This is a genomic window from Rhizobium sp. S96, from assembly GCF_030382195.1.
Taxonomy (GTDB): domain Bacteria; phylum Pseudomonadota; class Alphaproteobacteria; order Rhizobiales; family Rhizobiaceae; genus Rhizobium.
Window position 1 is genome coordinate 76,707 of record NZ_JAUDRY010000003.1, and the last position, 23,464, is coordinate 100,170.

The following is a 23,464-nucleotide window of genomic DNA, read 5'->3' on the forward strand; positions in this document are numbered from 1 at the left end:
CCTACCTGCCGACAAAGACGCTGGCGAACGACTGGCCGAATTGGCTGATCAGCGCCGCTACGGAGAAATAGAACAGGAACAGACCGCCCATGAGCAGGTACGGCGTCGAGATGAAGTAGACAGGAATCTGCGGCGCGAGCTTGTTGATGAAGCCGATGGCGATGTTGAACAACAGGCCATAGATCAGGAACGGGCTACAGAGCCGCAACATGATGAAGGTCGTGGACGACAGCGTATCTGTGAACGATATCAGCGTGGCGCGCATCTGAATGAGGCCGCCGAAGGGCATCGATGTGTACGAATCGATCAGCGCCCGAAAGACGATGTGATGGAAATCCATCATGAACAGGATCATCATGCCTGCGAAGGTGACGAAGCCGGAAAGCGCGCTTTCTGCCGTGTCTTCGAAAATATCGCCGGCGCTCGGCTGGGTATAACCAACCATCATGCCCATGATGCTGGCCGCAAATTGCAGACCGAGCGTATAGAGGCGCGCAAGCATGCCGAACATCACACCGATGAGCGCTTCGCTGAAGATGAAGCCGATGTAGGTGGCGCTCGAGGTGTGTACGGCAGGATAGACCGTATCCCAGAGCACCGGCATGATCGCAAGCGACAGAGCCGCACCAATGAAAACCCGCAAGATCATGGGAACACGAGCCGACGAAAAGCCAGGCATCGCCAGGATGCAGCCGCCGATCCTGCAGAAAACCAGGAAAAGCGCCAGCACGGTCCCTTGCGGGTCAGTTATCATGAAATAGAGCCCAGAATCTTTATCTCGATGCCCTTGGCGAGCTCCACATGCGACAAGACGGGGAGCGTTGCGAACAGCCGTTCGATGATCATGCGCACATAGGATCGTGTTTCCGGCGACGTTACAAGGGCGAAAGGCAGTCCCCTGTCCATGAATTCACGGATAACTGTCGTCGCCTCTTCGCTGAATTCTTCCAAGAGCCGCGGATCGATGTCGAACTCGACCACTTCGCCCTTGTTGTCGCGCTTCAGCGCCTGGTGGAAGGCGAGATCCCACTTGCTGCCGAGTCGCAGGACGCGCAGCACGCCGTTGTCGGCAAGGTCGCCGCAAAGCTGCTGAGCCATGCGCACGCGAACGTGCTCGACGATCTGTTCGGTCTTGCGCACATGCGGCGCCAGTTCGGCGACGGCTTCGAGAATGAGATGCAGGTTGCGGATCGAGACGCGCTCGGCAAGCAGCAGCTTCAAGACCGCCTGCAGGCCGGAATAGGACATATGCGAGGAGCAGATTTCGTCCGCGAGCTTCTTGTACTCAGGATCGAGCCGATCGATCAGAACCTTGACGTCCTTGTAGGACAGCAGCGCCGGCAGGTTGTTGCGAATGACTTCGCTCATGTGCGTCAGGACGACCGAGACGTTGTCGATCGGCTGGAAGCCTTCGCGCTTGAGATCCTCGGTGAAGGCCTCGAGCACGGACACCGCGGGCATGCCGAACGCGGGTTCACGAATCTCGTCGCCCGGAATCCGCGGCTTGCGGCCGGAACCGGTCACGACAAGCACTTCGCCGACACGCAGCGCGTTCGAGGCAACCGTCGTGCCGTGGATACGGATCTGGTAGGACTTCTCGGAAATCGCGATGTCGTCGGTGACCTTGATCTCGGGAACGACGAAGCCGTACTGCGTCGCGAACTTCTTGCGCATCTTGCCGACACGGAAGGCGAGTTCCTGGTGGGCGCCGAGCAGGCGGGTGGAGACCATCTTGCCGAGCGCGAGTTCGATCTCGGAGGTGCGCAGCACCGACTTGACGGAGTCCTTCTCCAGTTCCTTGTTCTGGACGACGCTCTTTTCTTCCTGTTCGCGGCGCGCCTTGTTTTCAGCTTCGGCCTGGCGCGGGATGAACCAGCTACCGAAGGCGAGCAGACCGCCAAGGACCATGAAAGGCAGGAACGGCAGGCCGGGCATCAGGCCTAGGATAACCATGAGGACGGCCGAGACCGACAGAGCGCGCGGATAGCCGCTCAGCTGATCGACAACAGCCTTGTCGGTCGAACCGGTGTTGCCGCCGCGCGACACGAGAAGACCGGCTGCGAGCGACACGATAAGGGCCGGCATCTGCGAGACGAGGCCGTCGCCGACGGAGAGCTTGACGAAAACGTCGGCTGCTTCGCCGATCGGCATGCCATGGCGGAAGTAGCCGATGATGATGCCGCCGAAGACGTTGATGCAGGTGATCAGCAGGCCGGCGATCGCATCGCCTCGCACGAACTTGGACGCACCGTCCATGGCACCGAAGAAGGAGCTTTCTTCCTCGAGTTCCTTACGGCGGCGCTGGGCTTCCTTCTCGTCGATGATGCCGGCCGAGAGGTCAGCGTCGATCGACATCTGCTTGCCGGGGATGGCGTCGAGGGTGAAGCGCGCACCGACTTCCGCGATACGTGTCGCACCCTTGGTGATGACGATGAAGTTGATCGTGATCAGGATCAGGAAGACGATCAGACCGATGACGAAGTCGCCGGACATGACGAGGCTTGCAAAGCCCGCGATCACGCCGCCAGCGGCGTTATGTCCTTCGTTGCCGTGCGAAAGGATGACGCGCGTCGTCGCAATGTTCAGCGACAATCGCGTCATGGTCGCGATCAGCAGGATGGTCGGAAATGACGAGAAATCGAGAGGCTTCTGGATCCAGAGCGAGACCATCAGGATCAGCACCGAGAACGCGATCGAGAAGGCCAGGCCCATATCGATCAAGAACGGCGGGATCGGCAGGAAGAGCACGCAGATAATCAGGATGATGCCGAGGGCAAATCCGATATCGCGGAGGCTAGGTCCGGCTTTCGGGAGGGGAAGTGCAGGAGGTTGCGCCATTTCGATTCCGTCTCTTCATGAGAGGTGCGGGCATGATGCCCACCAATTCGGATCGAGAGTTAAATGGCGAAGCTTGCGCGAAGGTGGCTCAGAAGCCGGATTGAATGCGCGAAAACACCAGGTTCGTGAAGATCGAAATCTGCGATCCGACGAACGGTGCGGAGATGCCGATGGTAACCAGCACAGCTACGATCTTGGGAACGAAGGTGAGCGTCGCTTCCTGCACTTGCGTCAGCGCCTGGATCAGCGCGATGACAAGGCCCACGATCATTGCCGCGGCAACGGCAGGGCCGGCAGAAACAAGTACCGTCCAGATCGCCGCCTGGAACAGATCGAGTGCATCAGCTTCATTCATACTCAGGCAACCTCATATCGCCTTTCGGTCCGTCCCCATGCGGGCCGGACCGTTGTGTTCAGTCGTTTGCAGCTCAGCTCGACGTCGACGTGTCTGCCGGTGCGGAATCAGACAGAGTGATTCCCGCCTGTACGAGGATATTACCCCCATCCGTCGTCGTAGCAACGATGCCGTCGGAATAAACCTTGACCGAAGCGATCGTGCCTTTGACGGTGCCGTCGGCGCTGGTCATGTATTTCCCGATGTAGCTGCTGCCCTGCGTCAGGCTCGAGCTTGCCAGCAGGCTGTCCAGCTTGGTGTTCGTCTGGATCGTCTGCTCGACTTGGGAGAAGCTTGCCAGCTGCGACATCTGCTCGCTGGCATCGACCGGATCCGTCGGATCCTGGTTCTTCATCTGGGCGATGAGCAGCTGCAGGAAATTGTCGTAGTTGAGCGTTGCAGACTTTGCGGCGGTCGACGTCGTAGAGGTCGTCGATGTGGCCGAGCCTGTTGCGTCTACCGCCATGGTGCGATCTCCTTGCGAATCTGCTCGACCATGGTCGTCGGCATTTCGTGGTTGTTCAGGATGTTATCCTCGATGGCATAGAGCCCGCGGATCGCCTTGAGGGCATCAAAGGCGCGGCCGGTCGAGACGAGACCGTCGATGCGCTTCAGCTCGGCAAGAACTTCCTCGTTCCTGAAGCAGGTCAAGAGCATCGTCACCGACTTGCGGAACATCGCCGTCGACTGTTCCTTGCCTTCCGGATTGATGAGGATCATCTGCGCGATGAAGTAGAGCTGGCGCAGAGGCGTGGTGGCGTCCTCAGGCTGGAGAACATGGTTTTCAAGAAGGAACGTTACATCATTCAGGAATTCCAGCGCGACCTTGCGGTCAACGCGCAGAACAGCACCATTGATGAAGATCTTTTCCCCGGCCTTAAGAGAGATTCGAAGTGTACTTTTCATTTAAGTCCATCCCTGATGATGGTGGTAACGTCAATAATGCCTTGGTAATTCGTCGATAGCCGCCGCCTGATCCGATCGCACTCTTTCAAAATCCAGATGGCGATGGAGATGAGATTGGCCCGCAGCTGCACTTCAAGCTGGTTGTCGGGATGCTTGAGGTCCTCGATAAAGCTCACCCAAATTCGGCGGGTGTAGAACAATGCATCGATCGCCTCCCGACTATATTTCCCTCTGTCCCGCGCAACGGACAGCAGCTCGATCGACCGGTCGAGAACCTGACGTTCCCGCTCCTTCGCATCGGCCACCGAGTCCTGCATGACCTCGGCGTAAGAGAACTGATACATTCATGCATCCTTCTTTGTACTAAGCCCTTTGATCATCAAAGGTAATTCACGAGGCTCAACTGCTGGATTTTCGATACGATCGTGTAGGCGGTCTCCAGCTGCGTCTGGAGCGTGTTGACGAGTGTCGATGCTTCGGAGGTATCCACGCCCTGAAGATCGACGAGCTTGTTCTGGATGATGTTCGACTGTGCATCGAGGGCGTCGTTTGCCTTCTCGACGCGCTCCTGCGACAGACCGAGCTGGCTGGCCTGCGTGACGATGCCGCTCGTCGCCTGCGCAGCGTAACCGATCGCCTTCGAGGTGACCGAGCTGAGAGCGTCGGCACCAAGGTTCATGCTGAACAAGGCCGATGTCATCACGGACGCCATCGCGAAGTAGCGCATGCCCTCGGAGTTGGCGTTGGTCGATGACGTGATGACCTCGGAGCTGCTGATGCGGCTCGTCATGTCCTGGCTCGAGGCGCTCGACCAGCCGTTCGTCGGATCGGTCCAGTTGGCCTCGGAGAACATCGGCTCGACGGTATTGGTGATGAAGTCGTCCATCTCCGTGCCGGTCAGCTGGTCAACGGTCTTTCCAAGTCCGGTGGCATAGCTGGTCAGCGCCGTCGTGATATCGCTGGATGCGGCCGCCGACTTGTTCGTCAGCGGCTGGACATCCGTGTTGACGCCGGCAAACAGATATTCGCCGTTGACCATCGTGTTGGCGGTATCCATCAGCGAGGACAATGCATCGTTCGCCGACTGGATCGCAACGGTAATGCTGGTCGCGTCCTGGCTGCCCTGCAGCGCCGTCAGCTTGGAGACCAGCGCGTCACCGGCGTCCTTCATGCTCGTGAGGCCGAGCTGGGAGGATTCCAGGCGCATGTTAACGACCGAGTTGCTGCTTTTCAGCGCGGCAATACGGCTGATTTCGCTCGTGAAGTTGACGCTCTTTGCGGCGCCGGAGCCCAGCGAGACACCAATGTCGGCATAAACGCCAGTCGTCGCCTCCAGGGAGGAGGTGACCAGCTGCTGCTGCGACTGACGGATCGTCAACCGCATGGCATTCTGAATTGCCGAACTAGAAATGAATGAGCTCTTCATGGCTTAACTCGCTATATCCAGCAACGACTTCAACATCTCGTCGATGGCGTTCAGTATCTTCGTGGCAGCTTTGTAGGACTGCTCGATATCGAGCAGCAGCGTCAGTTCTTCGTCGAGGTTGACGCCCGTTTCGTTGGAATAAGCTTCGTTCGAGCGGGACAGCGCAGCGGAAGTATTCTCCGAAGCGGTCGTCGCGTCGCTGCGATACTGCTCAAGCCAGCCGATCGAGTTCGTCGCATAGGTCATGAGGTTGACGTTCGACGAAATGCCGGCGTCGGACGAGAAGCTCTGAGCGGTTCCGAGTGCGGAGTAGAGTGCATCGAGGTTCGAAGAGAAACCGCTGCTGCCGTCCGTATTCAGATTGGTCAGGCCGCTGATCGATCCATCGCGAAGCTTCATCGGATCGCCGCCCTGGCTCGTGATGACGCTCGTGTTCACCGAAATGGTGGCCGAGATGCCGTCGATCACGTTACCGGTCGTCGGCGTTCCGCCGACTGCGCCCGTCGACGTCGTCCAGACGAAGAGGCCAGGCGCGGTCGTCGTGCCATCCGTCTCCGAGAACATCGAAACGAGGGTCTTCGCAATTTCGTCGAGCTGCGACTGGAAGGTCGGCGCAATTTCGTCGCGGATCTGGAGTTCAGCCTGGATGCTGCCCTGCGCTGTGGTGCTTGAGCCGTCGCCGGCCTTCAGCGCCACGCCGTCGATGTAGACGGCGTTGCCGGACATCCCCGCCACATACGTATTGGTGGACTGGAACGTGACGCTGCGCGCCGTCGTTTCGAAAAGGGTCGTTCCGTCCGTTGTGTAGAGCGCCATGTCGTTGTTGTCGCGGGTGACCGCGTTAACGCCGATGATGGAGGAAATCTGCTTCAGGACCTTGTCGCGCTCGTCGAGCGCAGCGGAAGTATCCGTACCCGTCGCTGTCGCCTGCTTGACCGCGTCGTTGGCCGTCTGGAACTGCGCCAGCAAGCTGTTCAGCGAAGCAACATCGGTCGCGATCTGGCTGTCAGCGTCGGCGCGGATCTTCTGAACGGAGGCCGAAGCGTTGTTCAGCGAATTGGCGACGTCGGTGGCAGCGGTGACCGCGGCCTGCGCGGCGGTCGTGCTGCTCGGAGACGCGCTGAAAGTCTGCAGCGCGTCCCGAAATGCCGAAAGGTAGGTTGCAGGGGACGTTTCGTAGTCGTTGCCGCCCATCAGCGACTTCAGGTCTTCGAGACCGCTCAGCAAGGTCTGCTGCGCGGTGTCCTGAGAGTTGCTCTTCAGATACTGCTTCAGCAGCGCATCTTCCTGGGCCCGGTCGATCTTGACGACCTGCGCGCCGTTCAGCGATGTCGTGACCGACGCCTGACGGCGCACATAGTCCGAGTTCCCGGAGTTCGAGATATTCGTCGATACGACACTGCTCTGAATGCCGGTATTGTTGAATATGCTCTGTACGCTGTTGAGTGCGGATGAAAGCGACATGGACTACGGTATTCCCTTGTTATCTCTTCAGATTCACGAGGACATCCATGATGTCAGAACCAGTCTGGAACACCTTGGAATTAGCCGTGTAGCTGCGCTGTGATTCAATCATCTCGGTCAGTTCGCCAGCGAGGTCGACGTTCGAGCTCTCAAGCGCACCCGACTGGATGTAGCCAAGGCCGTTGCTCTGCGGGAAGCCGGTAACGGTCACGCCGGACGCGCCGTTGGCGCTGTAGACGTTGCCGCTGAGCAGGGTCAGGTTGTCCGGGCTGGCGACGTTTGCGAGCGGGATCTGATAGAGCGACTTCGTGGTGCCGTTCGAATAGGAAACCGTGACGGTGCCGTCCTTGCCGATGCTGACGGAGTTGACCGTGCTTGCCGCCTGGCCGTCCGATGCGCCTGTTGCGGCGAAATCGGATGCCAGCTGCGTAAAGCCGGAGTAGTCCATCGTGATCGTCTGTGCCGTGACCGGATCGACGATGTCGGTACCCGTCGAGCTGGTGAGCTGACCGCTGGCGTCGAAGTTCAGCGTGGCAACGCTGACTGCGCCTGGCGGATCGGCGTATGGGAACGAGGTCGTGCCGCCGGTCGTCGCATCATCCTTGCGGTAAACCGCGACTTCCCAGGTGCTGCCCGTGACGGCGCCGCTGGCGTCGGTGGTGACACCGGTCTTGGTGTAGTAGTAGTCGTACTGAACCGTATTGCCGACCTTGTCGTATGCCACGAGCGACATCTTCTTGGTGTCGCTGGTCAAGGTCGTCGCATCGTTGGCGCTCGGCAGCGTGGTCGGATCCGAGACGACCGTCGCGTTCGAGTTCAGGTTACCGGTGAAGTAAGCCGAGGTGGACGCAACAGCGGTCAAACCGGACTGCGCGACATTGATCGGAACGAGGCCATCGAAGCCGTTGACGACAACAGCAGGAGTACCGGCGCTGTAGGAGTAACCCATCAGCGTGAAGCCGGCGCTGTTGACCAGGTTGCCGCTCGAGTCGACGGAGAAGTCACCTGCGCGGGTCAGAACCGGAACGCCGTCGCCGCCCTGGACGATGAAGAAGCCGTCGCCGGAGATCGCCAGATTGTAGTTCGACGTCGTGTAGGAGATGTCGCCCTGCTCGGAAACAGCCTGGCGAACCGAGGTCTGAACGCCACCAGAATTGTAGTTACCGGACGTGGAAGGCAGGACCAGCGAGGAGAAAGCAGTCGAGACTGCCTTGTAGCCGGTCGTGTTCACGTTCGCGATGTTGTCCGCGACGGTGCTGAGCCGGTTCGCCTGAGCGCTCATACCGGACACGGCCGTCTTCATGCTGCCAAAAATGCTCATCTGAAAACCTCGATTCCCTTAGTAGGCTTGAGAGTATTTGGTGGGCCTTGCGTGAAGCTGTATGGAGTTGGCGCATCTGCCGAAAGCAATTCCAGGCAAGCCGAGCCCATCAGGCCCATCTGAAAAAACTATTCCCAATCAATGCAATAGCCGAGGAACCGCTTCGAATCGACCGGATCGACGCCAAGCTTCTTGCGCAGCTTCTTGCGCAGCTTGGAGATGTGGCTTTCAACGACGTTTTCTTCGACTTCTTCGTCGAAGATCCCGTAGATCGCGTTGAAGATCTGCGTCTTCGTGACGCGACGACCACGGTTTGCAATCAAGTATTCCAGGATGCGACGCTCACGACGGGGAAGCGCGAAGACCTCTCCGTTGATTTCTGGATCGCGGCCGTCGGAGAAGACGCGGATCGCGCCGATGTCCGTGTGGCTGGAAATTGCCTTGAGGCGGCGCCGGATAGCGGCTGCACGCGCAAGAATTTCGCGGGGATGCACCGGCTTGCGGACGACATCGTCGACGCCACAATCAAAAAGTGCAAGGGTGTTTTCCAGGGAGGGCTGGTCGCTGACCGCAATCACCGGAGCCTGCGTGCGATCACGGATCGCGCGCGGCAGCTCGTAAGCCTGCTGCCCCTGTCCAATCAGGAACGCTTCGACAGCTGCGATATCCGCATCTGCCGCAGTCTGAACCCATTCCCCGAATTCGCCAGGATCGAACCCCGTTGAAGGGATGCCTTCCCGACCAAATAATGAAGTGTAACCATCCTTCACGAGCTCACGCTCATCAACCACTACGATCATTCGTCCGCCTCCGAATCAGTTGTGGCACATCGATGATCTATGGGTACGAATCGCACGATTCTGGGACAAGCTGTAGGAACTTACAGGCAGAAATTAATAATTGATTAAGAATTGGGTCCCGATTTGACCTACATCTAGTGGGTCTTCGGAATTATGCACACAATTATTTCGTGGAAAAGTTAACGAAATATAAATCGTGACTTGCCTTGCCACATTGAGACAGATTCCTGCCACAATATGACACATTTCTGTTTTGTTCTATTTTTGCTCTTTTTGATTGAGTCAGCCGCGGCAAAAATTGCTCGCATTGGGAGTCCACTTGCCGTACCCGGTCGCGACCAGATTCGCAATGACTCGGCAAACATATTGCTTCTGTGCCGGGTCGTTGTTCGGTCCGGCATGATATCGGGCGACGGCCATCGTCCACGTTTCGTGGCGGTCGTGCAGGTTGCGCAGGAATTTCGCGGCGTATTCCACGTTCCGGCGCGGGTCAAACATCTCCTCCGGCGAGCGGAAGTTCTCACCGTGGTAGTACTGGTTGATCTGCATGCAGCCGATATCGATGAGCTTCGCGCCGGCGTGACGGGCGACATCGAACTGCCGCAAGGCATCCCGCTCGGACGGCGGGAAGACCGGCTTGCCCTCGATGTTCAGCGCGTAGGGGTAGAGCGATCCCTTCCGCCCCGTCTCCGTCAGTCCGACGGAATAGAGGATGCCCTCGGGGATGCCGTATTTCAGTGCGGCCGACTGGATCTCCTGTTCACACGCGCCGTCAGCGGCCTGCGCGCTAGAGGTAAACGTCGCCTGTGCCGCTGCTACCAGCGTTCCCAGAAGAAGCGCTCTCAACACCGGTTTCAACATTGAAGCCTCCAGCGTTTCGCTGTCCCGATTGGTTCTGACGTTCGCGCGCCTCGCCGCCCTGGTTCTGGGCGAAGGCCTGCTGCTGCGACTGCCCCTGCGTGTTGGTCTGGTTGCTCGTGTCCGACGTGGCGACTGGAGCCATGCTGATCGTGATGTTGTCGACCGTATAGCCCTGGCTTCGCAAAGACTCGAGGATCCTGCTGTGGTCTTCCTTGAGCTGCCTGTAGGCCGCCCCCGTCTCCACCTTGAGATCGACGTTGAGCGCATCGCCCTGAAGACGCATCGTGGCGGTCACCAAGCCTAGGTCGATCGGGTTCATCTGGATCTTGAGCGTGTTGACCACCTTGCCGGTGCTCGTCCACTCCGCAGCGTTCGACAGCGCCGAACTTGCCTGCATCGCATGCGCCCACTCAGAGTCCCCTGAAATGGCGGCGGTGACGGCTGCGGAGTTGGTGTTCTGCGCGAGGCCGATATAGCGGCGGGAATCGAGGATGGTCACCGACTCGACGTCGGCCTTTCCGCTCGCCGTCGTGTCCTTGTCGTTGCCCAGGTGAATGTCCATCGAGACGCTGCGGCCATCGGCGCGGGTCAGCCTGAAGGTCTGGCCATTGCTGCTGTCGGTCGCCTCGGTGGCCGGCATCTCGACATCCGTTTCGGCCGTGCTCCGCGCTGTCAGAGCGCTCGCTACGTCGGAAACGGCATCGTTCGTCGATTTGCCGTTGCCGGAGGACTTGTCCTTGGCATCGGGAACCGCGTTGCCGGCCTGCTTTTGCGCTGCCAGGGCTGCCGCCGCGGCCGCAGCCGAAGAGGTGTCGACAGGCGCCTGCTTGAGAAGGCTCAGCACATCGGAGGCAGCCGTGCCGTCGCTGGCAACGTCGGCCGCCATCTCCGTCTTGTCTGTCTTCGACGGCTTCGGGTTCTTGGTGCCATGAGCCGCCAGTTCATCGTCAACCTTGTCGGCGTCGGCATCCGACGTCTTGCCGCTGATCTTCTTGCGGACGTTCTTGAGGTCGACATCAGCCGTTTTCTGGATGACCTCGTCGGTGGCACTGACGTCTGCTTCAACCTGGGCTACCAGGGAGGCATCGCTGACATCCACGATCGGTTTCGCGGTCGTCTTGTGGGGGGCGGTCGGCGCAGCGGTGCTTGCGCTCGTGGCCGCGCCATCCGACTGATCGCCGGCGGAACCGGCACCCTGGCGGTTAGAGCCGTTGGCCTTGTTCAGGACGTCGGCAAATCCCCCATTGCCGCTTGCATCGCCCTTACCTGCTTGACGACCGGACTTTGCAACTGCGACAGCATCCGTAGCGGGCGCGCCCGCTGAAACGTTAATATCCATCATCAATAGCTTTCTTTGTTCAACAGGCCATCGATCTCATCCAACTTCGATCGGCTTGACGTGACAAACGAACTAAATGAAGGGTCAGCATCCTGTTGCCCCCCCGCATCGGCTACCGGCACTTGCGCCTCGGCTCCGACAGCAGGCTCGGGCGTGGTATTGGGTACCATCCCCTCCTCCGCCGCATTATTTGCGGCAGCCTGCTCAGAAGTAATTTCTTGGTCACTAGATTTAGGGGTCGAGGCTTGCGTCAGGCTTGCAGAGTCCGGTTCGCGAAGAACCTGGTCCGCGACCGCCTTGGCTGCAGCCCTCAGGGCCTTGTCGCGCGGCGACAGGTCAGCGTCCGGAATCGTGCTGATGCTCTTTGCCGCGCTGTCGATCTTGTCCGTCGGAATTCCAGCCATTCCGCCATAGAAGTCGGCCAGGGCGCCAAAGGCATTACCGGAATCGCCGGATAGCGATTGCGCCTTGCCCGCGGCCATCTGGGCAAGCTTGCCCTTGCCGGCAATGGCAGCAGCGCGTGCTATCCTGAGATAGATTTCCCGCTGCCGAGGCTCATCCATGAACGACAGGATGTCGACCACGTCGTCCGGCTTGACCTCGTGGTCATGCTCGACCAGCAGTTTTACGAAAAGATCCGCGAACTGGCTGGCATAAGGCGAGTGCAGGAAGCGACGGACATAGCGCTGGGAGTATTCCAGGCCCTTGTCGAGCATGCCCGCATCAACGCAGATGGCCACGGAGCGGCGCAACGCCGCCTCTTCTACAATGGTTCCCGGCGCGTTGAGGCGAGCCTGATCGTAGAGTTTCAGCGCTTCGGCAGGGCTCTTGGCGATCGTCACGTTGCCGCCGACCAACGCAAGATAAGGACCGATCTTCTTGTCCTTGTATTCATTGGCGGTATCGACCAGCGTCTTGGCTACCAGCAGGCCCTTGCCGCTCAGGTACTTACGCAGGACGTCAGTTACGCGATTGTCGAAATAGCCGTTCACATCGCGCGAGACGAGATACTCGAGCGTTTGCGGATTGCCGCCGCTCATTGCGTAAATCAGAGCAGCGTCAACGTTCCGGTCATCATCGAACACCGATGGATCGACCGACCGAAGCCGCTTGTCGATGGTGCCGAGCATGAAACGCTGCATCTCGGCGGCCGAATGATCGCCGAGCACGACGGAATCCTGCACGAACTGCAGCGACCGCAGCATCTTGTAAGGAACGAGGTCTTCCTGCTCCTCGGCGCGGACTGCGCCAGGCGCAGCCACCGCGAGGCCGATCAGCAAAAGAAGAAGATCACGACGCTGCCGACGAGCCATCAATTACCCCTGATCCGCCTGGACGAGGATTTCGATACGCCGGTTGGACGCATTGAAGGGATCGGCGCTGTCCTTGAGCTTGCGATCGGCAAAGCCGGAAACCTGCGAGATACGCTTCTCGTCGAGGCCGCCGTGCACGACCATGTAGTAGGCTGCCTGCGCGCGATCCATGGACAAGCGCCAGTTCCCGTTCTCGCCCTTGTACTGGCGTCCATCGGTATGGCCTCGAATGACGACCGTGCCCGGCCGTCCCTTCAGGATCTCGCCAATCTTCTCCATGGCCAGGACCATTTCCTTGCGCGGAACAGCCGAGCCGACGTTGAACATGGAATCGTCGTTCTGGTCGGAAATGCTGACCAGCAACCCGCCCTCCGCAGGCGTTACCGTGAGGCCTTCGGCGAGTTTGCCGGCAACACCGCTGATCTGCTGGGCGATTTCCTTCTGCAGGTCCTGGGCCTGCTTCTCTTCCATCACCTTCTTGATTTCCGGCGTGGGTTGGCTCTCGATGCCGTCCTTGTCGCTTGCCTTGTCGGCAGTCGCCTTTGCAGCGGCTTCACCGGACTTGGCGTCCTGGTTCTCCGCCTTGGTCAGCTCATCCGGCTTCTGCAGCTCCGCCTTGGCGAATTCGGTATTGTCGACAGGCGTGTCGGCTGCCGTGTCGCTTGCCGCCGGCTGCTGTTTGTTTGCGCTGGATACCTGAACCTGCTTCGTCCAGAAGTCGGGATCGAAGGGATCACGATACGCCTCACCGCCATCGGCACCGGTAGCCGGTCCGGAATCGGCGGCACCGCCCTCGCCCTTGGCGCTGACGTTGGCCTGCTGGCCGACTTCCTGGGCAATCTCGGCCAGAACCGAATACGGGTTCTCGAAGAAATCCGCTTCCGAATAGTTCGTCTGGTCGCCCGAGGTGGAGGTCTGATCTTCCCCGGTCGCCGCGGCGGCGCCCTTGTTGGGCTGATCTTCCTTCTCTTTCGACTTGTCCTGCTTTTCTTCGCCGTCGGCCTGATCGACCGGCTTCTTCAAGCCCTTCTGCGTCGGCTTCTCGTCAGCGAGCTTGATCGGGTTGAAATAGGTCGCGACGGACGCCTTGGTCTCCTCGTTGGCGGCGTTGACCAGCCACATGACGAGGAAGAAGGCCATCATTGCCGTCATGAAGTCGGCGTACGCAATCTTCCAGGCACCCCCGTGAGCGCCATCGTGATCGCCACCACCATGTCGCTTGACGATGATGATTTCGTTCTTGCCGTGGTGATGGTTCTCGCTGTCACTCATTCCAGAACTTTCTTCAGGCTCGCCGTCCAGGCAGACATGCGGGTCACAAGCACCGCGTCGCCGAATTCAACCGTCAAATCGATATCGGCCGTTTCTTGATGACGCAGAAGGCCTGCCTTCTCGCCAAGCTGGTTCTTCAGAACATCGAACAGGTGGGTCGGTCCCCGCACTGTGATCGTTCCGGCATCACCCTCCTGCAGCGCCTGCCGCAGTGTTGCCGCGAGTTCAACGGCGGCCCTTTGCGACAGAACGTCCGTCATCACGGGCGCGAGCGCCTTTGCCACCGTCGCGCTGACGAGATCGGCCATCTCGGCGGAAATCGCCTCGATGCGGGCGGCGATATGCGCCGCAAGCTCGGTTTCGTAGCGCTCCCGAAGCTCCTCGATCTCACGCTGGTGCACCAGCGCAACCGTCTGCGCTTCGGACTCGTATTTCTCCGTCAGCGCGGCGGTCGCCTCGGCATAGCCTTGCGCATGTGCATCATGGCGCTCCGCCTCAACATCGACCACCGGCGCGGCGGGCATCTCGGGAAAGTCGCCGAAGTCGTCCGAAAAATCGTTCGCTTCGACAACCGGCGCCACCACAACGGGCTCGCCAAAGTCTTTCAGATAACGAGAAAGCTGCGCACTCACCGAAACCACCTCGTATCTGCAGACACCTGCAACATGCCCTGCCTCAATTTGCACCAGCCAACTCTTCCGGCGCCGCTTCACACGACGCCCTCATGGTTCGACCCTAGGAAGTCAAACTTGTGCGAAAATGAAGCACACCGGCGGAAAGGTGCGCGGCAAGCGCCTCATGCAATCACTGCAGCAGAATCAGAACTTTGCTGGCCGCCGTGTTCAGAATGGAGATCGCCTGCACACCCATCTGCTGCTGCGTCTCCAAAGCCTTCTGACGGGTCGATGCCTCGTCCATATCCGTATCGACGAGAGAGCCGACACCCTTGTCGATCAAGTCAGAGAGGTTCGCGGTATAGTCGACGCGATCGCTGATCCGAGCGCTCATGGTGCCGAGGCCGGCAGCCGTCGTCGTCAGCGTGGAGAGCATCGTATCGACAGCGGACAGCATGTCGGCGATTTCTTCCGGCGTCGTCGTGCTATCCAGCTTGATTTCGGTGCCCGTCGAAGTCGCGGAGCCGGCGCCGAGCAGATAGTAGCTGCGCCCCGTCGAGGTGCCGTCGGCATTCAGCACGTCAGTCGCCTTTGTCAGCAGGCCACGGCTGGGGTCGACGGTATCGACCATCACTGTCTGTGTGGCCGGATAGCTGATCATCTGCGCCTGATATTCGCCGTTCGCACCGCGCGTGAACCCGCCGATCACCGATCGCGAGGTCGGCAAAGTGGGGTCCTGGTTATACAGCCAGTTTTCGCCGGCGATGCTGGTTGTCTGGACGGTCGTCTGGATCTGCGTCTTCATCTCGGTCAGCGAGGTGTTGAGCTTGTCCTTGTCGACGCCGCTTTCCTGGGCGGTCACAAGCGTCGCCCTTATATCACCGAGCTGGTCGATCAGGCTGTCCATTGCGGTATAGGCCGTATCAACCTTGGATGCGCCGACGCCGAGCGCATCGTGAATATTCGTCAACGAGCTGCTATCCGAACGGAGCACGCTCGCAAAGGACCAATAGGTCGCGTTGTCGGCTGCCGTTTCCACGCGATAGCCCGATGAGACCTGTTGCTGCGCGGTCGCGGCATCCTTGTTGATGATACGCAATGCGGCAAGGGCGTTTACCTGGGCGGCGCTCGTGATTTTATAGGTCATGTTCGGGCTCTGAGGTAGGGAACGGGACAGACCGGACTACCGGTAGCGACCGACTTGGCGTCATGCCCCGGCTCGTGGCCGGTTGTCGCTGAAACAAATCAATTGTTAAGGGAAGGTAACCAAGGCCTGCTGGTTGTGCAAGGGTCGTAAAACTGTCGCGCAAGCCTCGCGCAACCTTAAATCTCGTTTCAAAAACAAAGAGAAAGCCGTATCGGCGGATACGGCTCTCTCATAGTCCGGGCGGCGCCGAAAGCGCCTGCGCGTGGCTTTGCCGGCCTTAGCCCTTGAACAGGGTAAGCACGTTCTGAGCGCTGGAGTTCGCGATCGAGAGCGACTGGATTGCCAGCTGCTGCTGGGTCTGCAGAGCGGTGAGCTTGGACGATTCTTCTTCCATGTCCGCGTCGACGAGGCGGCCCACGCCGGAGTCGATCGAGTCGCTCAAGCTGGAGACGAAACTCTCCTGAAGGTCGATGCGGGTCGAGATCGAGCCGAGCTGGGAAGCCGCCTTAGTAAGGGCGCTGAGGCCACCTTCCACAGCGGTCAATGCATCGTTAATATCAGCCGGAGTGAAGGAGGTGATATCCATCTCGAAGATAGAACCGATCGTTCCGGTCGACGTTCCGATGATGCCGGTGGACGTGTCGATCCCGCCGGTGGAGTCCACGCCGAAGAGCACGTTGCCGTCCGAGGCGTCGTCCAGCACGTACTGCGTCGTCTGCACGGAGACCTGGCCGTTGGAGTCACGAACGAACGAGGAGACGACGCTCTTGGTGGTGTTGCCGGCGACCCAGTTTTCGCCGGAGAACGACGCGGACTGCGCAACGCTCAACAGCTGCTGCTGGAGCTGCGAGATTTCGTCCTGAATCTTCGTCTTGTCGACGCCGTTTTCGGTCGCGGCGACAAGCTTCGCCTTGATCTCGGAGACGATGTCGATGGCGCTGTCCATCGCCGAATAGGCTGTATCAACCTTGGCCGCACCCAGGCCGAGCGCGTCGGAGACGGCCGAAAGGGCCTTGTTGTCCGAGCGCATCGTGGTCGCGATCGACCAGTAGGCAGCATTGTCCTTGGCCTCTGCGACGCGGTAGCCGGACGAAACCCGGTTCTGCGTATCCTCTAGGCTGCCGCTGATGCTGCGCAGGGTCTGGAGTGCGGACATTGCCGCCACGTTGGTCAAAATGCTTGTCATGAAAAAGTCGCCCCTTGTTGGCAAATTTATAAAAGGGACATTCCGGACCGCCACCGGCAACGGACATTAGCGTCATGCCTGCTAACCGCTTCTTAAGCTTGGTTAACATACCGTTTCGTTGACGGCAGAAAACATGAGTTTGGTTAACGATGCGTTAACGGCCAAAATAAAAAAGCCGCCCTCGGTCGAGAGCGGCTTTCTTTTTGACCGCCGGCGAACCGGCGGATGTCTTTGCTGAACGCCTGGGGCGCCTGCTACTAGCGGAACAGCGTGAGGATGTTCTGCGAAGAAGAGTTAGCGATCGAGAGCGACTGGACTGCCAGCTGCTGCTGTGTCTGCAGAGCGCTCAACTTGGAGGATTCTTCTTCCATGTCGGCGTCGACGAGGCGACCAACGCCCGAATCGATTGCGTCGCTGAGCGAAGAAACGAAGTTGGTCTGCAGGTCGATGCGGGTCGAGATCGAACCGAGCTTCGAGCCCAGAGCCGTCATGCTGGTCAGAGCGGTTTCAACGTCCGTCAGGAGGTTGTCGATGTCGCCCTTGGTGCTGCTTGCGCCGATCGTGAAGCCAACGATCGAGTTGGTCGAAGCAGCGCCCGAAGCACCGAGGATACCGTCAGTGCCGGTGTCGTCGAGCAGCAGGTCGCTTGCCGTGGAAACGTACTGCGTCGTGTTGACCGCGATACCACCAGAGGAGTCACGAACGAACGAGGAGACAACGCTCATCGTGGTGCCGATCGTGTTCTGGACCCAGTTCTGGCCGTTGAACGAAGCCGAGCTTGCAATGCTCTTCAGCTGGTCCTGCAGCTGAGTGATTTCGTCCTGAACCTTGTCCTTGTCAACGCCTTCTTCGGTAGCGGCTACGAGCTTGGACTTGATTTCGCTGACGACGTCGATAGCGCTCTGAACAGCGGTGTAAGCGGTGTCAACCTTGGCAGCGCCCATGCCGAGAGCGTCGGAAACAGCAGACAGAGCGCCGTTGTCGGACTTCATCGTGGTCGCGATCGACCAGTACGCAGCATTGTCCTTGGCCTTCTCAACGCGCAGACCAGACGAGACGTGGTTCTGCGTCGTGGACAGGCTGCTGTTGACGTTCCGCAGCGTCTGGAGAGCTGCCATTGCGGAATTGTTGGTAAGAATGCTCGTCATGTAAAGTGCCCCTTGTTCGGCAATATGTAGACAGGGACATCCGGATCTTGACCGGGAACGGCGCTCAGCTTCATGCCTGTTGACCGCCTTCGTTTGTTGCGGGTCAACTCACCGTTTCGATGAGGACATATGACCGCAACATGGTTAAGAATTACTAAATTGGATAAGAAAATTTGTAAAAAAATCCGTGGGTTAGCGGCGAAAACATTAACTGCTTGTTAAAACATTTGCGGCCGGGGGATACCCGGCCGCAAAAAGCTTTGGTTTTGAACTAGCGCCTGTCTTAGCGGAACAGCGAGAGGATGTTCTGCGAAGAAGAGTTAGCGATCGAGAGCGACTGGATCGCCAGCTGCTGCTGCGTCTGCAGGGCGCTGAGCTTGGAGGATTCTTCTTCCATGTCGGCGTCGACGAGGCGGCCAACGCCGGTGTCGATTGCGTCGCTGAGCGAAGAAACGAAGTTCGACTGCAGGTCGATGCGAGTCGAGATCGAGCCGAGCTTCGAGCCCAGAGCCGTCATGCTGCTCAACGCAGATTCGACGTCCGTCAGCAGGTTGTCGATGTCACCCTTGGTGGTGCTGCTGCCGATGGAGAAACCGACGATCGACTGGGTCGAGGCAGCACCCGAGGCACCGAGGATACCGTCAGTGCCGGTGTCGTCGAGCAGCAGGTCGCTTGCCGTCGAAACGTAGGACGTCGTGTTGACCGCGATACCACCAGAGGAGTCACGAACGAACGAGGAGACAACGCTCATCGTGGTGCCGACCGTGTTCTGGACCCAGTTCTGGCCGTTGAACGAAGCCGAGCTTGCAATGCTCTTCAGCTGGTCCTGCAGCTGAGTGATTTCGTCCTGGACCTTGTCCTTGTCAACGCCTTCTTCGGTAGCGGCTACGAGCTTGGACTTGATCTGGTTGACGACGTCGATCGAGCTGTCGACGGCGGTGTAAGCGGTGTCAACCTTGGCAGCGCCCATGCCGAGAGCGTCGGAAACAGCAGACAGAGCGCCGTTGTCGGACTTCATCGTGGTTGCGATCGACCAGTACGCAGCGTTGTCGGAAGCCTTTTCAACGCGCAGACCAGACGAAACGTGGTTCTGCGTCTTGGACAGGTTGCTGTTGACATTCCGCAGCGTCTGGAGAGCTGCCATTGCGGAGTTGTTGGTGTTAATGCTTGTCATGGTTGTCCCCAAAACTAGATACAAAAGGAGGACATTACCGGACTTGAATACCGGTGATGACGGAACAGCCTCATGCCCCTCGGTCCGTTTTTCCTTGGAACCAAACCCGTCATGTGAGGGTGAATGTCGCAGGCAATGCTTGCGAACTACTTAACGCCGCGGCGAAATATCGAGCGGAAACAGTGCGATGGTTAACAGCAGCTTGCACCCTTGCGAACCACCTGTTTCATGCAAGGTTCGTCGGGCAATGTGGCATGAGCGAAGCTGCGTTCAGCGCTGAACGGTCTCCAAAAGGGCTCGGGCAAACGACGAAAGCCAGCGCGCAGCATTGCCACGGTTTTCTCCACGGAGTTCGTCTTGAACAGCAAAGTCTCATTCGCCACCGCATCGAAAGATTACCAAGGCGGTCGTTTTCTGCAGTCCCTGGAAACGCTGAATGTACTCCTCAGCGAACAGAAGGATGCCAAGACCTATGCCCTGATCGCGAAGAATCTTCTGCAGCTGGGGATGAAGGAAGACGCGGCCAAGGCATTTGCGCTGGCGGGCAATCTCGAAGGCAAGGCCGGTATCGAGCATGTGCGCCGTGCGGCGATGCTGCATTTCGAGTGCGGGAACGAAGACGAAGCGTTGCTTCTCGCGCTGCGGCTGATGACCAAGACCCCTCAAGACCGCGACATCGCATTCATCCTGACGTCAATCTATCTGAAGCGCGGGCGCATGGATCTGCTCAGCCCCTTCAGAAAGGTGCTCGCCGAGAGCGACAATCCGGAGCATGTGAAGCTTTCACTCTTCCTCCTGAGCAACGACCCGCACGACCGAAGCAACGACGAGCTCATTCGCGCCCTCTTCAGTCGCTTCCCCCAGATCGTCGCACTGCGCCTGCTCTATCTCATCATCAGCCGCGAAACCTGCGATTTCGAAGCGACCGACAGGTATCAGCCGATGATCGATGCGCTGGTCGCACAGGGCAATCTCTCGTTCTTCCGGCATGAGAGCGCTTTCTACAATCTGCAATGGTGCGAAGACGAAGCGCTCAACAAGCTTGCGGTCGCGGGCAAGCCGCCGATCACCGAAGAGCAGACCAAGGCTCGTCACGCCCGCGCCCACAGCTGGTCCGAAAAGCTTCGCATCGGGTACTTGTCCTCCGACTACTGGGACGGGCACGCAACGATGAAACTTCTGCAGCGCGTGCTGGAACAGCATGACCGCAAGCGTTTCGAGATCACACTCTATTGCCACACGCCGGCCGACCAGCTGGCTCGCAACACCGCCGACCGCTCACGCTGGGGTCGGGTCGTGGAAGTCGGCGGAATGTCGAACAGCGAGATCGGCGCGCTGATGCGGCGCGACGGCATCGACATCTTCGTCGATCTCAAGGGCCCCACCTCCGACAGCCGCTATGAGGTGCTCAACCATGACGCGGCACCCATCCAGGTTTCCTGGCTCGGTTACCCCGGCAGTACTGTCTGCATGGACGTCGACTATGTCATCGGTGACCGCTACGTGCTGCCCGAGATCGCAAAGCAGCACTACCACGAAAAATTCGTGCGCCTGCCAGACACCTACCAGCCGAACGATCCCGTTCACAGACCAGCTCCGAGCCCTGTCACGCGGACCCAGCTGGGGTTGCCGGAAGACAAGTTTGTCTTTGCCTCCTTCAACGCCAACCGCAAGGTCACGTCGACCGTCGTCGACGCCTGGTGCAACATCCTGAAGCGTGCACCTGACAGCGTCTTGTGGCTGATGGTCACGTCGGAGAAGAGCAAGGCCCATCTCTCGCTGCGTTTCCGTCAACGCGGCATTGCAGCCGCTCGCGTCATTTTCTGCGAGCGTGCCAAATACGCCGACCACATCAGCCGTCTGGCAGCTGCCGATCTTGCGCTCGACACCTGGCCCTATAACGGCCACACCACATCGTCCGAAGAGCTTTGGGCGGCGCTGCCGGTCCTGACCAAGAAGGGCACCAACTTTGCCTCGCGCGTCAGCGAGAGCCTGTTGAATGCGGTAGGCCTCCCGGAACTCGTGGCGGCGGATACCGCCGGCTACGAGGATATGGCGGTCGCACTTGCCAACGATCGCGAAACCGTTCGGGGTTACCGGACCCGGCTCGAAGCGAACCGCTTCATGTATCCGCTGTTCGACGCGGACCGCTTCACGGCGCATCTCGAAGACGCCTACGAAATGATGGCGGAACGGGCCAAGGCCGGTCTCGCGCCCGACCATATCGACGTGCCGGCGCGCGCACCACGCACCGGGCTGATGTCGGTAGAGGATACCCCAAGAGAACAGTTCGACGTCCTGCGGTAACGGACATCTGATTCGTTCCAAGCCGGTTGGCGTCACAGATCTTGAGCGCGACGCCAACCGATAAGACAAACGCCTTCGGGCCACGATCTTGTTTCGCGCAACACATTCACGATCTGCCGATGGCCGGCGCTTAACTGCCGGGGCCGTCAACAATTGGGCGGGGACCATCGCAGGTATTTCTCATACCCTTGCGCTCAAAGAGAACTGCGATCTTTATGAAACGATCGAGAACAAAGGCTATATCGCGCCGCGATACGCCAAGTCCAACCAATCCGATGCCGGCTTTACCACTCTCGTCGCGATCATGCTAGCGGCGCTACTTGTCCGAGATACGCGAATATGTGGCTGCGCCGCATTTCGACTACCAATCAGATCATGAATAATTTCTGCATTTTATACTTTATAAATTTTTACAATGCATGATATTTAAGAAATAAAGGTACTGCCGTCGACATTAACTCGGCTTTAATCGTTCGCCTGCTATGGCATCCAAGTCGCGAAAATTGTCAGGCGGCACTCGCACAAACTAGCGCGGAAAATCCGGGCCCTTTTCTCCGGCTCGTATTGCATGATGCCTTTTCCAGCGCAGGTTCACATGAGCCATGTTCCCCACCATTTCGCTTTATTTGCGGAAGTCGGATTGTTGCCAGCAATGGCGGTGTCTGGCGGCAGATAGGCGTGCTCCGTCGCTAACCGGTATCAAGGACACGTTCATGACTTCGATTCTTTCCTCACTATCCGCCGTACAGATCTCCAAGCTTTCTACCTCGACAATTGCTGGCCTGACGTCGGATGATGTGAATGCTCTGGGCAGCGCCCAGATCAAGGCGCTGAGCTCCTCGCAGATCGCTGCCCTGAGCACCGACAACCTCGCTCTTTTCAGCTCCGAAGACCTGCGCGCCATCTCGGTGACGGCCGTCAAGGGGCTGACGCTGTCTCAGATTGAGGTCTTGGACTCCGCCCAGATCAATAGCCTCTCCGCGGCCCAGGTTACGGCGCTGTACACCAGCCAGTTCGCCGGCCTGTCTACCGGACAGATTCAAGCCCTGACTTCGGATCAGATCGCCGGCCTCAGCTCCGGACAGGTCGCGACGCTGAGCAGCGACGAACTTGCGCTTTTTTCCACCGATGAGATCGCCGCCATCAGCGCAAAGGCTCTCGCAGGCCTTGGTACCGACGCCCTTGCAAGCCTCAGCACCGAAAACGCCGCGGCCCTGACGAAGACGCAGATCGCGGGTCTTTCCTCGGCACAGCTTAACTCGCTCTCCTCCGACGATCTCGCCACCTTCTCCTCCGACGAGATCGCTGCCATCAGCACCAAGGCTCTCGCAGGTCTCGATGTCAGCAAGCTGAGCACTGAAGGTGTTGCCTCTCTGACCAAGACACAGGTCGCGGCCCTCTCCTCGACTCAGTTCGCCGCCCTGTCAACCGACCAGATCCAGGCCCTGAATTCGGATCAGATCGCCAGCCTTAGCTCCGCACAGGTTGCAACGCTGAGCAGCGACGAACTCGCGCTTTTCTCGACGGACGAACTTGCAGCCATCAGCGCAAAGGCAATCGCAGGCCTCGGCACCGACGCCCTTGCAAACCTCAGCTCCGACAATGCAACGGCTCTGACGAAGACGCAGATCGCAGGTCTGTCCTCGGGACAGCTCAGCTCGCTGTCTTCTGAAAGCCTCGCTACCTTCTCCTCTGACGAAATCAAGGCCATCAGCACCAAGGCTCTTGCAGGTCTCGATGTCAGCAAGCTGAGCACTGACGGTGTTGCCGCCCTGAGCAAGACACAGGTCGCAGCCCTCTCTTCGACCCAGTTCGCTGCTCTGTCGACCGACCAGATCCAGGCCCTGAACTCGGATCAGATCGCCGGCCTCAGCTCCGCACAGGTTGCAACGCTGAGCAGCGACGAACTCGCGCTCTTCTCGACGGACGAACTTGCAGCCATCAGCGCAAAGGC

The 23,464-nt window shown here is 59.1% G+C and carries 20 protein-coding genes and 1 pseudogene; 2 read left to right on the plus strand and 19 right to left on the minus strand.

Features of this window, described 5'->3' with window-relative positions; all coding sequences use genetic code 11:
- Position 1: 1 nt before the first annotated feature.
- The 19 genes from QTL94_RS01280 to QTL94_RS01370 form a co-directional block, all read right to left on the minus strand.
- Entirely contained in the window at positions 2–754 is a 753-nt protein-coding gene (locus QTL94_RS01280) for a flagellar biosynthetic protein FliR (protein WP_065689526.1), read from the minus strand.
- Positions 751–2,838, minus strand: a complete 2,088-nt coding sequence (gene flhA / locus QTL94_RS01285; RefSeq protein WP_065689525.1) for a flagellar biosynthesis protein FlhA — start codon at positions 2,836–2,838, stop codon at positions 751–753. Before flhA ends, QTL94_RS01280 begins: the two co-directional genes overlap by 4 nt.
- A gap of 88 nt (positions 2,839–2,926) precedes the next feature.
- The gene (gene fliQ / locus QTL94_RS01290) at positions 2,927–3,193 is read right to left on the minus strand and encodes a flagellar biosynthesis protein FliQ (protein ID WP_065689524.1); all 267 of its coding nucleotides are present in this window, start codon (positions 3,191–3,193) and stop codon (positions 2,927–2,929) included.
- A 73-nt stretch (positions 3,194–3,266) separates the two neighbouring features.
- On the minus strand, positions 3,267–3,698 hold the full coding sequence (gene flgD, locus QTL94_RS01295; protein ID WP_065689523.1) for a flagellar hook assembly protein FlgD: 432 nt from the start codon (positions 3,696–3,698) through the stop codon (positions 3,267–3,269).
- Positions 3,689–4,138 (minus strand): flagellar biosynthesis repressor FlbT, encoded by a 450-nt coding sequence (flbT, locus tag QTL94_RS01300; RefSeq protein ID WP_065689522.1) that lies wholly within the window; start codon positions 4,136–4,138, stop codon positions 3,689–3,691. Before flbT ends, flgD begins: the two co-directional genes overlap by 10 nt.
- On the minus strand, positions 4,135–4,482 hold the full coding sequence (gene flaF / locus QTL94_RS01305) for a flagellar biosynthesis regulator FlaF (RefSeq protein WP_065689521.1): 348 nt from the start codon (positions 4,480–4,482) through the stop codon (positions 4,135–4,137). Before flaF ends, flbT begins: the two co-directional genes overlap by 4 nt.
- Before the next feature lie 35 nt (positions 4,483–4,517).
- Positions 4,518–5,564 carry a flagellar hook-associated family protein gene (locus QTL94_RS01310; protein WP_065689520.1) on the minus strand — a complete coding sequence of 349 codons (1,047 nt, stop codon included), beginning with the start codon at positions 5,562–5,564 and terminating at the stop codon, positions 4,518–4,520.
- Between the two features lie 3 nt (positions 5,565–5,567).
- Complete coding sequence (flgK, locus tag QTL94_RS01315) at positions 5,568–7,028, minus strand: flagellar hook-associated protein FlgK (RefSeq protein ID WP_065689519.1); 1,461 nt, start codon at positions 7,026–7,028, stop codon at positions 5,568–5,570.
- A gap of 19 nt (positions 7,029–7,047) precedes the next feature.
- Entirely contained in the window at positions 7,048–8,349 is a 1,302-nt protein-coding gene (locus QTL94_RS01320) for a flagellar hook protein FlgE (protein ID WP_065689518.1), read from the minus strand.
- Between the two features lie 128 nt (positions 8,350–8,477).
- Positions 8,478–9,149 carry a transcriptional activator Rem gene (gene rem / locus QTL94_RS01325; RefSeq protein WP_065689517.1) on the minus strand — a complete coding sequence of 224 codons (672 nt, stop codon included), beginning with the start codon at positions 9,147–9,149 and terminating at the stop codon, positions 8,478–8,480.
- 282 nt (positions 9,150–9,431) lie between these two features.
- Positions 9,432–10,010: a transglycosylase SLT domain-containing protein gene (locus tag QTL94_RS01330; RefSeq protein ID WP_198928650.1), complete on the minus strand. Its 579-nt coding sequence runs from the start codon at positions 10,008–10,010 to the stop codon at positions 9,432–9,434.
- Positions 9,937–11,352, minus strand: a complete 1,416-nt coding sequence (gene fliK / locus QTL94_RS01335; RefSeq protein WP_289800335.1) for a flagellar hook-length control protein FliK — start codon at positions 11,350–11,352, stop codon at positions 9,937–9,939. The genes QTL94_RS01330 and fliK overlap by 74 nt, the downstream gene beginning before the upstream one ends.
- Entirely contained in the window at positions 11,352–12,662 is a 1,311-nt protein-coding gene (gene motC, locus QTL94_RS01340; RefSeq protein WP_065689514.1) for a chemotaxis protein MotC, read from the minus strand. Before motC ends, fliK begins: the two co-directional genes overlap by 1 nt.
- Before the next feature lie 3 nt (positions 12,663–12,665).
- Complete coding sequence (locus tag QTL94_RS01345; RefSeq protein ID WP_065689513.1) at positions 12,666–13,934, minus strand: MotB family protein; 1,269 nt, start codon at positions 13,932–13,934, stop codon at positions 12,666–12,668.
- Positions 13,931–14,566 (minus strand): FliH/SctL family protein, encoded by a 636-nt coding sequence (locus QTL94_RS01350; protein WP_065690211.1) that lies wholly within the window; start codon positions 14,564–14,566, stop codon positions 13,931–13,933. The genes QTL94_RS01345 and QTL94_RS01350 overlap by 4 nt, the downstream gene beginning before the upstream one ends.
- A gap of 172 nt (positions 14,567–14,738) precedes the next feature.
- Entirely contained in the window at positions 14,739–15,695 is a 957-nt protein-coding gene (locus tag QTL94_RS01355; protein ID WP_289800336.1) for a flagellin N-terminal helical domain-containing protein, read from the minus strand.
- A gap of 277 nt (positions 15,696–15,972) precedes the next feature.
- Entirely contained in the window at positions 15,973–16,881 is a 909-nt protein-coding gene (locus tag QTL94_RS01360; RefSeq protein ID WP_065689511.1) for a flagellin N-terminal helical domain-containing protein, read from the minus strand.
- 257 nt (positions 16,882–17,138) lie between these two features.
- Positions 17,139–18,029, minus strand: a complete 891-nt coding sequence (locus QTL94_RS01365) for a flagellin N-terminal helical domain-containing protein (protein WP_065689510.1) — start codon at positions 18,027–18,029, stop codon at positions 17,139–17,141.
- Between the two features lie 283 nt (positions 18,030–18,312).
- Positions 18,313–19,203, minus strand: a complete 891-nt coding sequence (locus QTL94_RS01370; RefSeq protein WP_289800337.1) for a flagellin N-terminal helical domain-containing protein — start codon at positions 19,201–19,203, stop codon at positions 18,313–18,315.
- A 357-nt stretch (positions 19,204–19,560) separates the two neighbouring features.
- Between QTL94_RS01370 and QTL94_RS01375 the strand changes: the two genes are divergently transcribed.
- Positions 19,561–21,510 carry an O-linked N-acetylglucosamine transferase, SPINDLY family protein gene (locus QTL94_RS01375; protein WP_289800338.1) on the plus strand — a complete coding sequence of 650 codons (1,950 nt, stop codon included), beginning with the start codon at positions 19,561–19,563 and terminating at the stop codon, positions 21,508–21,510.
- A gap of 713 nt (positions 21,511–22,223) precedes the next feature.
- Positions 22,224–23,464 (plus strand): annotated as a pseudogene (locus QTL94_RS01380) (ice nucleation-like protein); the annotation flags it as partial.

Excerpts from the sequence above, each read along its gene's own strand:
- QTL94_RS01280 (WP_065689526.1), bottom strand. The coding sequence starts at position 754 with ATGATAACTGACCCGCAAGGGACCGTGCTGGCGCTTTTCCTGGTTTTC.
- flhA (WP_065689525.1), bottom strand. The coding sequence starts at position 2,838 with ATGGCGCAACCTCCTGCACTTCCCCTCCCGAAAGCCGGACCTAGCCTC.
- fliQ (WP_065689524.1), bottom strand. The coding sequence starts at position 3,193 with ATGAATGAAGCTGATGCACTCGATCTGTTCCAGGCGGCGATCTGGACG.
- flgD (WP_065689523.1), bottom strand. The coding sequence starts at position 3,698 with ATGGCGGTAGACGCAACAGGCTCGGCCACATCGACGACCTCTACGACG.
- flbT (WP_065689522.1), bottom strand. The coding sequence starts at position 4,138 with ATGAAAAGTACACTTCGAATCTCTCTTAAGGCCGGGGAAAAGATCTTC.
- flaF (WP_065689521.1), bottom strand. The coding sequence starts at position 4,482 with ATGTATCAGTTCTCTTACGCCGAGGTCATGCAGGACTCGGTGGCCGAT.
- QTL94_RS01310 (WP_065689520.1), bottom strand. The coding sequence starts at position 5,564 with ATGAAGAGCTCATTCATTTCTAGTTCGGCAATTCAGAATGCCATGCGG.
- flgK (WP_065689519.1), bottom strand. The coding sequence starts at position 7,028 with ATGTCGCTTTCATCCGCACTCAACAGCGTACAGAGCATATTCAACAAT.
- QTL94_RS01320 (WP_065689518.1), bottom strand. The coding sequence starts at position 8,349 with ATGAGCATTTTTGGCAGCATGAAGACGGCCGTGTCCGGTATGAGCGCT.
- rem (WP_065689517.1), bottom strand. The coding sequence starts at position 9,149 with ATGATCGTAGTGGTTGATGAGCGTGAGCTCGTGAAGGATGGTTACACT.
- QTL94_RS01330 (WP_198928650.1), bottom strand. The coding sequence starts at position 10,010 with ATGTTGAAACCGGTGTTGAGAGCGCTTCTTCTGGGAACGCTGGTAGCA.
- fliK (WP_289800335.1), bottom strand. The coding sequence starts at position 11,352 with ATGATGGATATTAACGTTTCAGCGGGCGCGCCCGCTACGGATGCTGTC.
- motC (WP_065689514.1), bottom strand. The coding sequence starts at position 12,662 with ATGGCTCGTCGGCAGCGTCGTGATCTTCTTCTTTTGCTGATCGGCCTC.
- QTL94_RS01345 (WP_065689513.1), bottom strand. The coding sequence starts at position 13,934 with ATGAGTGACAGCGAGAACCATCACCACGGCAAGAACGAAATCATCATC.
- QTL94_RS01355 (WP_289800336.1), bottom strand. The coding sequence starts at position 15,695 with ATGACCTATAAAATCACGAGCGCCGCCCAGGTAAACGCCCTTGCCGCA.
- QTL94_RS01360 (WP_065689511.1), bottom strand. The coding sequence starts at position 16,881 with ATGACAAGCATTTTGACCAACGTGGCGGCAATGTCCGCACTCCAGACC.
- QTL94_RS01365 (WP_065689510.1), bottom strand. The coding sequence starts at position 18,029 with ATGACGAGCATTCTTACCAACAATTCCGCAATGGCAGCTCTCCAGACG.
- QTL94_RS01370 (WP_289800337.1), bottom strand. The coding sequence starts at position 19,203 with ATGACAAGCATTAACACCAACAACTCCGCAATGGCAGCTCTCCAGACG.